General features: G+C 70.7%; 8 protein-coding genes. 3 read left to right on the forward strand and 5 right to left on the reverse strand.

Features of this window, described 5'->3' with window-relative positions:
• Positions 1-30: 30 nt before the first annotated feature.
• Positions 31-1,791, reverse strand: a complete 1,761-nt coding sequence (locus F1615_RS21405) for a site-2 protease family protein (RefSeq protein ID WP_149550642.1) — start codon at positions 1,789-1,791, stop codon at positions 31-33.
• Between the two features lie 175 nt (positions 1,792-1,966).
• Here F1615_RS21405 and F1615_RS21410 point away from each other — a divergent pair, with 175 nt between their 5' ends.
• Both F1615_RS21410 and F1615_RS21415 read left to right on the forward strand, forming a co-directional pair.
• On the forward strand, positions 1,967-2,911 hold the full coding sequence (locus F1615_RS21410) for a RecB family exonuclease (protein WP_149550643.1): 945 nt from the start codon (positions 1,967-1,969) through the stop codon (positions 2,909-2,911).
• Between the two features lie 14 nt (positions 2,912-2,925).
• Entirely contained in the window at positions 2,926-3,597 is a 672-nt protein-coding gene (locus tag F1615_RS21415) for a response regulator (protein ID WP_037932336.1), read from the forward strand.
• Positions 3,598-3,666: 69 nt separating this feature from the next.
• Here F1615_RS21415 and F1615_RS21420 read toward each other — a convergent pair whose 3' ends face one another.
• The 4 genes from F1615_RS21420 to metH form a co-directional block, all read right to left on the reverse strand.
• Positions 3,667-5,250 carry an ABC transporter substrate-binding protein gene (locus tag F1615_RS21420; protein ID WP_149550644.1) on the reverse strand — a complete coding sequence of 528 codons (1,584 nt, stop codon included), beginning with the start codon at positions 5,248-5,250 and terminating at the stop codon, positions 3,667-3,669.
• A 63-nt stretch (positions 5,251-5,313) separates the two neighbouring features.
• Positions 5,314-6,921, reverse strand: a complete 1,608-nt coding sequence (locus tag F1615_RS21425; RefSeq protein ID WP_149550645.1) for an ABC transporter substrate-binding protein — start codon at positions 6,919-6,921, stop codon at positions 5,314-5,316.
• Between the two features lie 443 nt (positions 6,922-7,364).
• Positions 7,365-8,066, reverse strand: a complete 702-nt coding sequence (locus tag F1615_RS21430) for an HAD family hydrolase (RefSeq protein ID WP_149550646.1) — start codon at positions 8,064-8,066, stop codon at positions 7,365-7,367.
• Between the two features lie 128 nt (positions 8,067-8,194).
• Positions 8,195-11,707, reverse strand: coding sequence for a methionine synthase (gene metH, locus F1615_RS21435; RefSeq protein WP_149550647.1), 3,513 nt, complete (start codon positions 11,705-11,707; stop codon positions 8,195-8,197).
• Between the two features lie 298 nt (positions 11,708-12,005).
• On the opposite strand from metH, the gene F1615_RS21440 reads away from it, so the two are divergent.
• Positions 12,006-12,770: an IclR family transcriptional regulator gene (locus tag F1615_RS21440; protein ID WP_149550648.1), complete on the forward strand. Its 765-nt coding sequence runs from the start codon at positions 12,006-12,008 to the stop codon at positions 12,768-12,770.
• Positions 12,771-13,061: the final 291 nt, after the last annotated feature.

Consider the following 13,061-nt stretch of genomic DNA (forward strand, 5'->3'; position numbering starts at 1 on the left):
CGGAGGGGCCGCCGACCACGGCCCGTGCGATCAGCTGGGCCGTGCCATGGCCTTCACGAAGGCGCGCTCGACGTCGGCCGCGGACAGCACGCCGTAGATCTCGCCCGTCTCCTCGACCACGAGGTACTCGGTGGCCGGTGCCGCGCGCAGGGCGTCCAGGAGGTCCTCTCCGGCGAGCTCGGCGGAGACGCGCATGCCGTCGGTGAGGTCCTGGGCGAGCCCGCTGACCGGGACCCAGGGCCGGCGGTGCTCGGGCACGCCGACGATGGCGGCCTCGCGCACCAGGGAGAGGGGAGCGCCGTCCGGGTCGACGACGACCAGGGCGCGGGCCCCGGCGGCGTTGGCGCGGCGCAGGGCCTCGGAGAGGGGGGTGTCGCTCTCGACGGGCACCGCGCGGCGGGTGAGGGTGCGGGCGCGCAGCTCGGGCAGGTGTTCGCGCAGGCGGGCCATGCGCAGGCTGTTGCCGGCGCCGGTCCAGATGATCGCGGCCAGGATGGCGGCGAGCAGGGCGTCCAGGACCGTGTCCATGCCGACGTTGTCCACGGCGTCGGAGCCGAGGGCGCCGGACTGGGTGAGCAGCGGGAGGCCGATCAGGACGGAGACGGCGAGGGCGCGGCCGACCCAGGCGGCGGCGATGGTGCCGGTCATCGGCTTGCCGGTGATCGCCCAGACGACGGCGCGGAGCATGCGGCCGCCGTCGAGGGGGAGGCCGGGCAGCAGGTTGAAGACGGCGACGATGAGGTTGGAGATCATCAGGCCGGCCAGCAGCACCCCGGGGACGCTGCTGGGGTCGACGGCCAGCAGGGCCAGGTAGAAGAGGCCCGACAGGACGAGCGAGAGCAGGGGGCCGACGAAGGCCAGCACGAACTCCCGGCCGGGTGTCTCGGCCTCCTTCTCGATCTCGGACACGCCGCCGAAGAACTGCAGCTGGATGCGGCGCACCGGCAGCTTGAAGCGGAGGGCGGCGAGGGTGTGGGCGAGTTCGTGGACGAGCACGGAGGCGTAGAAGGCGACCGCGAAGAACAGGGAGACCAGATAGCTGGCGGCGCCGAGCTCGGGCAGGACGCGGTCGATCTGTCCGCCGAACACCCAGGTGATGAGGATGGCGACGAGGAACCAGCTGGGTGCCACGTACACGGGCACGCCGAACGGCCGGCCCATCAGCAGCCCGCCCCGCTGCCGCTCCTCCGGTCGCCGCGGCCCGGGTCCCCGGCCGCCGCCGGAGTGGGCGAGCGGGCGGTCGCCGCCGTGCCGCGCCGCGGGGTCGTCGGCGGGGTGCCCGCCGGTGCCCTGCCCGGCGGGCGGAGTGGTCCACGCACCGGGAGCCGGGCCGGCGCCGGATGCGTGGTGCGGGCCGGCTGGTGCCTTACGGTCGGACGGCTGCCCGGGCTCGGGGTCCTGGTCCGCGGGAGCGGGGCCTTCGGTGCCCCGCCGGCCGGCTCCGGGTTCCGTACGGTCGGACGGCTGCCCGGGCTCGGCGCCGCGGTCCGCGGGAGCGGGGCCTTCGGTGCCCCGCCGGCCGGCTCCGGGTTCCGTACGGTCGGACGGCTGCCCGGGCTCGGCGCCGCGGTCCGCGGGGGTGTCCGCGTCCGGGGCGGTGTCGTCCGGCGCGGCGGGCGGTGAAGCGGGCCCGGGCGTGCGGGCGCCGTCGTCGGTGGGCCCGGCCGGGGTCACGGGGCGCGCGCCGGTCCCGGGGAGGGCGTCGCCGGCGGCCGGGGCCTCGGGCCCTGTGTGGTCGGCCGACTCGTCGTTGCCCGGCCGCGGCTGCCCGCGCCCGCCGCTTACATCCACCGGTGTCCCCTCGTTCGCTGCGTATCCCGCGCCTGCCGGACGGGAGGTCTCGAGTCGATGGTATGCGGCGATGGCCGCCCGTTCCGCCCCGGCACCCCTGTCTCTACCCCCTCGTTCCCCTTCTCTCCCTTCGGTCACGCCGCGCTGTCGGTGGCGGGCCGTAAGGTCTGTGGTCATGGAGACGAGCACCGAGGGCGCGGCACCGCCCGACAGCAGCCCGGGTACGGCGGAGGCGGCGAAGGACACGGTCGTGGTGACCGAGGCCCTCGCCGTACCGCCCGCGTCGCTGTCCCCCTCGCGTGCGAGCGACTTCATGCAGTGTCCGCTGCTGTACCGGTTCCGGGTGATCGACCGGCTGCCGGAGAAGCCGAGCGAGGCGGCGACCAGGGGCACGCTGGTGCACGCGGTGCTGGAGCGGCTCTTCGACGCGCCCGCGGCAGAGCGCACCCCGCCGCGGGCGAAGGCTCTCGTCCCGGGCCAGTGGGACCGGCTGCGCGAGACCCGCCCGGAGGTCGTGGAGCTGTTCGCCGACGACCCGGAGGGCGAGCGGCTCGCGCGCTGGCTGGCGGAGGCGGAGACGCTCGTCGAGCGCTGGTTCGCGCTGGAGGATCCGAGCCGGCTGGAGCCCGCCGAGCGGGAGCTGTTCGTCGAGGCGGAGCTGGAGTCCGGACTGCGGCTGCGCGGCATCATCGACCGGGTGGACGTGGCGCCCACCGGCGAGGTGCGCATCGTCGACTACAAGACGGGCAAGGCACCCCGCCCGGAGTACGCCGAGGGCGCGCTGTTCCAGATGAAGTTCTACGCGCTGGTGGTGTGGCGGCTGAAGCGGGTGGTCCCGCGCCGGCTCCAGCTCGTGTACCTGGGCAGCGGTGACGTGCTGACCTACGACCCGGTGCTCACCGATCTGGAGCGGGTGGAGCGCAAGCTGCTGGCGCTGTGGGACGCGATCCGGCTGGCGACCGAGACGGGCGACTGGCGTCCGCGTCCGACGAAGCTGTGCGGCTGGTGCGACCACCAAGCCCACTGTCCGGAGTTCGGCGGCACTCCCCCGCCGTATCCCCTCCCCGTGAGGGCGGCTGAGTCCGGCGGGGGTCATCAGGGCAGAATGGGGCCGGACTAGCGAAGGAGACTTACGTGGCCATCCGCGTCCTACTGGTCGACGACCAGCCGCTGCTGCGTACCGGGTTCCGGATGATTCTGGAGGCCGAGCAGGACCTCGCGGTCGTCGGCGAGGCCGGAGACGGCCTCCAGGCCCTGGACCAGGTGCGGGCGCTGCAGCCCGATGTGGTGCTGATGGACATCCGCATGCCGCGGATGGACGGGGTGGAGGCGACCCGGCAGATCACCGGGCCCGAACGGAACGGGCCCGCGAAGGTGCTGGTGCTGACGACGTTCGATCTCGACGAGTACGTGGTGGAGGCCCTGAAGGCCGGGGCCAGCGGCTTCCTGCTGAAGGACGCACCCGCCAATGAGCTGGTGCAGGCGATCCGTGTGGTGGCCGCCGGGGAGGCGATGCTCGCGCCGAGCATCACGCGCCGGCTGCTGGACAAGTACGCCACGCATCTGCCGTCCGGTGACGAGCCCGTGCCGGACACGCTGCACACGCTGACCGAACGTGAGGTGGAGGTGCTGAAGCTGGTGGCGCGCGGGCTGTCCAACGCGGAGATCGCCGCCGACCTGTTCGTCAGCGAGACCACCGTCAAGACGCACGTCGGTCATGTGCTGACCAAGCTGGGCCTGCGCGACCGGGTCCAGGCGGCGGTGTACGCCTACGAGAGCGGGCTGGTGCGCCCCGGCGCGCAGTAGTCCGTCCCCGCCCGCACGACGAAGGCGCCCGTCCGGCGGGGTGGGCGCCCTCGTCGTACGGCGACGGCGTCAGCTCTTGCTGAGCTCCCAGAACCGGAACACGGTCGAGGCGTCGAGGCAGTACTCCAGGCCGTACACGCCGTCCTGGACGACCGCGTACTGCTTGGCCTGCCAGACCGGGAGGACGGGGACGTCCTCGGCGACGATGTCCTGGATCCGGCCGAAGTCCTTGTCGGTGGCGGCGCGGTCGCCCTGGGCGGCCGTGCGCGGGAGGAGCGACTCGGTGATCGTGCCGTTGTCGTAGTTGTTGCCCAGCACATTGCCCTCGCCGAAGAAGGGCCCGGTGAAGTTGTCGGCGTCCGGGTAGTCGGGGACCCAGCCCTTGACGTAGACGCCGTACGTGCCGGCCGCGATGTCCTTCTCGTACTGGGCGAACGGGACGGACTTGACGTCGGCGTCGAAGAGCCCGCTGGCGTTGAGCTGCCCGGCGATCGCCTCCAGCTCCTGGTCGGTGGCCGGGCCGTAGCGGGACGGGGTGGACCACAGGGTCAGCTCCACCTTGCCGCTGATGCCCTCCTCCTCCAGCGCCGCTGCGGCCTTCGCCCTGGACGGGCGGGCGCCGTAGGTGTCGAAGAAGGCCGTGTTGTGGCCCGCGACACCGGCCGGGACGATCGAGTACAGCGGGGTGGCCGTTCCCTCGTGGACGTCCCGGATGAGGGCGTCGCGGTCGATCAGGTGGGCGATGGCCCTGCGCACGCCGAGCTTGCCGGCGACCGGGTCGTCCATGTTGAAGACGAGGTGCTGGACCTCGGCGCTGCTGCCCTCGACGACCTCGATGCCGCCGGTGCCGCGGTCGGCCTCCTCGATGTCGGCGATGGCCCGGGCGGTGAGGCCGCGGTAGGCGATGTCGACCTCGGCGTCCTGCAGGGCCTCCTTCAGGGCCTTCTGGTCGCCGTGGAAGAACTCCAGCGTCACGCCGGAGTTCTGGGGCTCGGCGGTGCCCGCGTAGTGCTCGTTGACGGAGAACACGGCACGGTCGTTGCCGAAGGAGTCCAGCTTGTACGGGCCGGAGCCGACCGCTTCGCCGTCCTCGCGGAGTCCGTTCGCGTCGTACGAGCGGTGGTCGACGATGGAGCCGGCACCGGAGGCGATCTTGCTGGGGAAGGTGGCGTCGGCCGTGTTGAGCCGGAAGACGACCGTCTTCTCGTCGGGCGTGGTGACCTTCTCCAGTGTCGGGAACATGACCGCGGGGCCGTCGGGGTCGTTGATCCTCAGCATGCGGTCGAAGGAGAACTTCACGTCCTTCGAGGTCAGCGGGTCGCCGTTGCTGAACTTCAGCCCGTCCCGCAGGGTGCAGGTGTAGACCTTGGTGCCGGTTCCCGAGAAGGCGCAGCTCTCCGCGGCGTCCGGCTGGGGCTCGGTGGCTCCCTTGGGGAAGCTGAGCAGCGACTGGAAGACGTTGTTGAACAGCAGCCAGGAGCCGGGGTCGTAGCCGGAGGCGGGGTCGGTGGCCAGGACGTCGTCGGACATCCCCACCACGACGTCGGAGCCGTCGGCCCCGGTCGCGCCGTTCTCGGTGCCACAACCCGTCAACAGGCCGGAGGCCAGCCCTGCCACGATCGGCAGGACTGGCCACTGGTGACGCAGGTTCACGTGCAATTGCCTTGTCGTTCCGTGTGCCCGGACCGCCACGCGTTCCGGGGTCCTGCCGGTGCGTCAGCCGCTGACGCCGCGTCCGAGCTCCCACAGCTGGAGAGTCGAGGACGAGTTGAGCGCGTAGGCGGTGCCCGTGACGCCGTCGCGGGTGGCGATGTACTGCTTGCCCTGCCACAGCGGCAGCACCGGGACGTCGTCGGCGACGATGTCCTGGATCTCCGTGAAGCTGTCGGAGGCGGACAGCCGGTCGGCCTGGCGGCGGGACTGCGGGATCAGGTCCTTGCGGATCTCGCTGTTGGAGTAGGGCGAGTTGAGGAAGTTGTCCTCATCGAGGAAGGGCGAGATGAAGGCGTCGGCGTCCGGGTAGTCGGGGAACCAGCCCATGCCGTAGACGTCGTACTTGCCCTTGCGTCCATCGGGGCTGAACTTCTTCCAGGGGATGCCCTCGATGTCGGTCTCGAACAGTCCGCTGTCGTTGAGCTGCTTGCTCAGCTGCTCGAACTCGACCTTGGTGGCCGGACCGTAGTGGTCGGTGGTGTAGTGCAGCGTCAGCTTCACCGGCGTGGTCACGCCGGCCTTCTCCAGCAGCCGGCGGGCCTTGGCCAGGCTCGGGTCGCCGTACTTGTTGAAGAACGCGTTGTTGTGGCCGGTGACGCCGGCCGGGACCAGCGAGAACAGCGGCTCGGCCTGGGAGCCGTAGACCTTGCCGACCAGCTCGCCGCGGTCGATGATCTGGGCCATCGCCTGGCGGACGGCCTTGTCCTCGACGGTCTCGGCCTCGGTGTTGAAGGCCAGGTACCGGATCTCCAGACCGGGCGACTCGACCAGCTCGATCTCACCGCCGGCGGCGTTGCCGAGCTTCTTGATCTGCTCCGGCGACATGCTGCGGGTCATGACCTGGATGTCGCCCTTCTCCAGCGCCTCGCCCATGGACTCGGAGCTCTCGAAGGACACCAGCTCGACCTTGTCGTTGTTCACCTCCAACGCGCCCTTGTAGGACGGGTTCTTGGTGAAGACGGCCCGGACGATCTCGTTGTCCTCGACCTCGGCGTCGAGGGTGTACGGCCCGGAACCGCCGATGTCGAAGCCCTCGCGCAGCTTGTTCTTCTCGTAGTCGTCCGGGTTCACGATGCCCGCGACCGGGGTGGACAGCTTGTACGGGAACGTGGCGTCGGCGGCCTTGAGGTGGAAGATCACCTCGCTCTCGCCCTGCGTCTCCACGGTGTCGATGGTGGACAGCAGCGCGAACACGCCGCTGTCGGACTTGATGGCGAGGGCGCGGTCGATGGAGAACTTCACATCGGCCGCGGTGATCGCGTCGCCGTTGGAGAACTTCAGGCCGTCGCGCAGCTTGCAGCTGTACCGCTGGTTGCCGGCGTCGGTGAACCCGCACGACTCGGCGGCATCGGGCACCGGCTCGCCGTCGCCGCGGGGCTGGACCATCAGGGTCTGCACGGTCTGCCGCAGGATGTTCCAGGTACCGACGTCGTACGCGAAGGCCGGGTCGAGGGGCGCGAGACCGTCCTCCTCCGATGCGGTGAACCGGTCCGTGGTGCCCACGACGATCGCATCGCCGTCGCCGCTCCCGCTGTCGGTGTCGCCGCAAGCGGCGAGCACCGGCGCGAGCAGGCCCATCGCGGCCGCCAGCACCAAAGTCTTGCGGTTCATGCTCGAGTTTCTCCAGGACTGTCGACTCCGTGTATCCGGCATGCAGGGGTTGTTGCAGCGGATGACATGGATGGGGCGAGGTTCTCGCGACGACATTAGTCCGCGCCCGCAGGAGGGCTCGCAGCCGCCGGAGTTGACCGCTCATCACGGAGTGGAACCGGGTGTGAACGGATCGGCGAAGGTGACGGGGGAAGGATTAGTGCAGGTTCCCACCAATCAGGACACAAGGGCGCACCGGTGACGTCAGAAATCGGACGGACTGCACACCCGGACATCGTTGTCGACCCCCTTCCATGTGGCGAACCTCACATGTGAAAACGGGTTCGGTGGTACCGAAATTCAGCCACCGGCAACCGGAGCGAATTCTTTCGGGCAAGAGCCCGTCACCGGTGGCCGAGTGGCGTCAATTCCGTTTCCCGTGCCGCTGCACGCTGGGTGAACGCCTAGCGCATTTCCGTCATCAGACCGTGCAGGAATGTCAGGTCCACGACTTCCAGGGAAGGAACGACCGTCCGCCGGGCGGCCGGCGTGATGGGGCCCACCGACGGCACCGCGACGACGTGGCAGCCGGCGGCCTCGGCGGCGGTGACACCGGTCACCGTGTCCTCGACGACGGCGCACCGCACGGGGTTCACGCCCAGGCCCTCGGCTGCCGCCAGATAGGGGTCCGGGTGCGGCTTGGTGCGCGGCACCTCGTCACCGGCGACCGACAGCGCGAAGTGCTGCGGCCCCAGCACGGGCAGCACCCGGTCGATGATGCGCCGGTGGGAGGCGGAGACGAGCGCCGTGGGGATCTCGTACTCGGCCAGCTCGGCCAGCAGCCGCGCGGCGCCCGGCATCAGCGGCAGGGCGCGGTCGATGCGGTCCTCGAAGCCGTCGTTGAGCAGCACCGTCAGTTCGGCGAGGGAGATGTCGGCACCGGTCGCCTCGATGAGAAACCCCGCACTGCGGGTCATGGGGCCGCCGACCACGACATGCCGCCAGGAGTCGTCGAGGGTGTGGCCGAGGGAGGCGAAGACCTCCACCTCGACGTCCCACCAGAAGCCCTCGGTGTCCACCAGGGTGCCGTCCATGTCGAGGAGCACGGCCTGGAGGGCCGAGCCTTCGGCCGTGAGCGTTCCGAGCGCGGGGACCGTACTGGTCATCCACATACCTCCTTGAGGGACGATCAGGCCGGTTCCCACGGGGGGAACCGGCCTGCGGTGGACCGACCAGTGTACGTCGTGCGGTCCCGGAATGCCCGATGTGGCGTGTGCGGCGGGTCGCGGACGCCTCAGCGGGCGTTGAAGTACTTGGCCTCCGGGTGGTGGATGACGATGGCGTCCGTGGACTGCTCGGGGTGCAGCTGGAACTCCTCGGAGAGGTGGACGCCGATGCGCTCCGGCCGGAGCAGGTCGGCGATCTTGGCGCGGTCCTCCAGGTCCGGGCAGGCACCGTAGCCGAGGGAGAAGCGGGCGCCCCGGTACTTCAGGGCGAACATGTCCTCCATCTCGGCCGGGTCCTCCCCCGAGAAGCCGAGCTCGGAACGCACGCGCGCGTGCCAGTACTCGGCGAGCGCCTCGGCCAGCTGCACGGACAGCCCGTGCAGTTCGAGGTAGTCCCGGTAGGCGTTGGCCTCGAACATCCGTGCGGTCTCCTCGCCGATGCGGGAACCGACGGTGACGACCTGCAGACCCACGACATCGGTCTCGCCCGACTCCTCCGGGCGGAAGAAGTCCGCCAGGCACAGACGGCGGCCGCGGCGCTGGCGCGGGAAGGTGAAGCGGGTGCGCTCGTTGCCCTCCTCGTCCAGGATGATCAGGTCGTCGTCCTTGGAGACGCACGGGAAGTAGCCGTAGACCACGGCCGCCTCCAGCAGGTTCTCCGTCTGCAGCCGGTCCAGCAGCCCGCGGAGCCTCGGCCGGCCCTCGGTCTCGACGAGCTCCTCGTACGTCGGGCCCGCCCCGGTGCGGGCCTGCTTCAGGCCCCACTGGCCCTTGAACAGGGCACCCTCGTCGAGCCAGCTCGCGTACTCCTTGAGCTGGATGCCCTTGATCACGCGGGTGCCCCGGAAGGGCGGCTCGGGGACCGGGTTGTCGGTCGCGACGTCGGAGCGGACGTGCCCGGCCTCGGGACGTTCCTCGATCTCCACGGTCGCCGCGCGAACCCGTCGCTGCTTGAGTTCCGGGAGCCTGGCCCCGGGGACGCCCCGCTTGATGCCGATGAGGGCGTCCATCAGGCGCAGGCCCTCGAAGGCGTCACGGGCGTAGCGGACCTCGCCCTGGTAGATCTCGTGCAGGTCCTGTTCGACGTAGGCGCGGGTCAGGGCGGCGCCGCCCAGGATGACGGGGTAGTCGGCCGCGAGCCCCCGCTGGTTGAGCTCCTCGAGGTTCTCCTTCATGATCACGGTGGACTTGACCAGCAGGCCGGACATGCCGATGACGTCGGCCTTGTGCTCGTCGGCGGCGTCCAGGATCGCGGAGACGGGCTGCTTGATGCCCAGGTTGACCACGTTGTAGCCGTTGTTGGACAGGATGATGTCGACCAGGTTCTTGCCGATGTCGTGCACGTCCCCGCGCACCGTGGCCAGCACGATGGTGCCCTTGCCGGCCTCGTCGGTCTTCTCCATGTGCGGTTCCAGATGCGCCACCGCGGTCTTCATCACCTCGGCCGACTGCAGCACGAACGGCAGCTGCATCTGACCGGAACCGAACAGCTCACCGACCACCTTCATGCCGTCCAGCAGGGTGTCGTTGACGATGTCCAGCGCCGGACGCTCCCTGAGCGCCTCGTCCAGGTCCTGCTCCAGCCCGTTGCGCTCGCCGTCGATGATCCGCCGCTTCAGCCGCTCGTCCAGCGGCAGCGCCGCCAGCTCCTCGGCCCTGCCCGCCTTCAGCGACTTCGCCGTCGCCCCCTCGAACAGCTGCATGAGCTTCTGCAGCGGGTCGTAGCCCTCACGACGGCGGTCGTGGATCAGGTCCAGCGCCGTGGTGACCTCCTCCTCGCTGAACCGTGCGATGGGCAGGATCTTCGAGGCGTGGACGATCGCCGAGTCCAGACCCGCCTTGACGCACTCGTCGAGGAAGACGGAGTTCAGCAGGATGCGGGCGGCCGGGTTGAGACCGAAGGAGATGTTCGACAGGCCGAGGGTGGTCTGCACCTTCGGGTGGCGCTTCTTCAGCTCGCGGATGCCCTCGATGGTGGCCACACCGTCCTTGCGGGACTCCTCCTGGCCGGTGCAGATGGTGAAGGTCAGGCAGTCGACGAGGATGTCCTCCTCGCGGATGCCCCAGTTGCCGGTCAGGTCGTCGATCAGCCGCTCGGCGATCTCCACCTTCTTCTCGGCGGTCCGGGCCTGCCCCACCTCGTCGATGGTCAGCGCGATCAGAGCGGCACCGTGCTCCCGCGCCAGCCGGGTGACGCGGGCGAAGCGGGACTCGGGGCCGGCGCCGTCCTCGTAGTTCACCGAGTTGATCACCGCACGCCCGCCGAGCTTCTCCAGCCCGGCCCGGATGACGTCGACCTCGGTGGAGTCCAGCACGATCGGCAGCGTGGACGCCGTCGCGAAGCGGCCCGCCAGCTCCCGCATGTCGGCCACACCGTCGCGGCCGACGTAGTCGACGCACAGGTCCAGCATGTGCGCGCCCTCGCGGATCTGCTCCCGGGCCATCTCCACGCAGTTGTCCCAGCGGCCCTCCAGCATGGCCTCCCGGAACTTCTTCGACCCGTTGGCGTTCGTCCGCTCACCGATCGCCAGGTACGAGGTGTCCTGCCGGAAGGGGACCGTCTGGTAGAGGGAGGCGGCGCCGGGCTCCGGACGCGGGTCGCGCTCCGCCGGGGTCACCCCCCGCACCCGTTCCACGAGCTGCCGCAGATGCTCCGGCGTCGTACCGCAGCAGCCGCCCACCAGGGACAGGCCGTAGTCCCGTACGAAGGTCTCCTGGGCGTCCGCGAGCTCTCCCGGGCTCAGCGGGTAGCGCGCGCCGTCCTTGGTGAGCTCCGGCAGGCCGGCGTTCGGCATGCACGACAGCCGGACGCGGGAGTGGCGGGCCAGGTAGCGCAGGTGCTCGCTCATCTCGGCCGGCCCGGTCGCACAGTTCAGGCCGATCATGTCGACGCCGAGGGGCTCCAGCGCGGTCAGGGCCGCGCCGATCTCCGAGCCGAGCAGCATCGTGCCCGTCGTCTCCACCGTCACCGACACGATCAGCGGGACCTCGAAGCCCGCGGTCTCCATGGCGCGGCGGGCGGCGATGACGGAGGCCTTGGTCTGCAGCAGGTCCTGGGTCGTCTCCACCAGCAGCGCGTCCGCGCCGCCCGCGAGCAGGCCCTCGGCGTTCTGCTGGTAGGCGTCGCGGATGGCGGTGAAGGTGGTGTGGCCGAGGGTGGGCAGCTTGGTGCCGGGGCCCATCGAGCCGAGCACCCACCGCGGCCGGCCGTCCCGCGCCGCGCACTCGTCCGCGGCCTCGCGGGCGATGCGCGCGCCCGCCTCGGACAGCTCGGTGACGCGCTCGGGGATGTCGTACTCCCCGAGGGCGGTGAGGTTGGCGCCGAAGGTGTTGGTCTCGACGCAGTCGACTCCGGCGTCGAAGTACTCGGCGTGGACCGAACGGACGATGTCCGGGCGGGTCAGGTTCAGGATCTCGTTGCAGCCCTCGAGGTTCTGGAAGTCCTCGAGCGTGGGGTCGTGGGCCTGGAGCATGGTGCCCATCGCTCCGTCGGCGACCACCACGCGGGTGGCGAGCGCCTCTCGGAGAGCGGACACACGGGTCCGGCTGTCGGCGGAAGGGGTCAGCGGCAACGAGGCCATGAAAGGGGCTCCCTCAGGTGCGACGGCTGTCGGCTTTGCGGCTGCCCGGGAAGCTCCTGGTCGTGCTTCCCGGCAGGGCGCACGCCGTCAGGGTATCCGGGACCGCGCCCTGATGTTCAGGGCGTCCACGGGACGGACGAGGATGGCCGACTAGCGCTGTTCGGAGTAGGAGTTGCGGAACCGATCAGGGTCGACCATTAGCGAGAGGTCGGCATGGACCGGTAGTGTTCGGCATTGCCGAACAGCGGCAGCGGCGCGTCGCGGGTCGACGGTCGAAGGGGACGGAGGCAGTACGGCGATGGCACGGAACATCCAGTCGCTCGAACGGGCGGCAGCGATGCTGCGGCTGCTCGCGGGTGGCGAGCGACGGCTCGGCCTGTCGGACATCGCCTCCTCGCTGGGCCTCGCCAAGGGCACCGCCCACGGCATCCTGCGCACCCTCCAGCAGGAGGGGTTCGTCGAGCAGGACGACGCCTCGGGGCGCTACCAGCTGGGCGCCGAGCTGCTGCGCCTGGGCACCACGTATCTCGACGTGCACGAACTGCGGGCACGCGCCCTGGTGTGGACGGACGACCTGGCCCGCTCCAGCGGCGAGAGCGTCTACCTCGGGGTGCTGCACCAGCAGGGCGTGCTGATCGTGCACCACGTCTTCCGGCCCGACGACAGCCGGCAGGTCCTGGAGATCGGGGCCATGCAGCCGCTGCACTCCACGGCCCTGGGCAAGGTGCTGTCGGCGTACGACCCGGTGGCCCACAGCGAGGCCCTGGAGGCCGACCGCAAGGCGTTCACCGACCGCACCGTGTGCGACCTCGACGCCTTCGAGCACATCCTCGACCTCACCCGCGCGCGCGGTTACGCGGCGGACGTGGAGGAGACCTGGGAGGGCGTCGCCTCGGTCGCCGCCCCCATCCACGACCGGCGGCGCATGCCGGTGGGCGCCGTCGGCATCGCGGGGGCCGTGGAGCGGCTGCGCCGCGAGGGCGAGCTGCGGCCCGAGCTGATCGCGGCGGTCCGGGACTGCGCCCGCGCGGTCTCGCGGGACCTGGGCGCCGGCCGGTTCTGAGGGAAGACGGACAGGGAACCGGGGCGCCGCACGGCGTTCCGGTCACAGGCGTGCCCGGGGTGATGCCCGGGGCGCGCACACCGGGCGTGAGGCGGCGGAACGCCGCGAAGATCGATAACCCGGGACGATCAATAACGATCGCGTTTTCGATAACCAAACTCTTGACGCGTGGGTGGCGCCGGGAAAGACTCCCGTCCATCGGTCGGCATTGTCGAACACCTACCGGCAATACGCGCTAGAGTGTGACAACGCCAAGGGCCGGCATCGCTCTCACCCCTGAGGGCGCCAATC

The sequence above is a fragment of the Streptomyces marokkonensis genome, from assembly GCF_008312835.1.
Lineage (GTDB): Bacteria > Actinomycetota > Actinomycetes > Streptomycetales > Streptomycetaceae > Streptomyces > Streptomyces marokkonensis_A.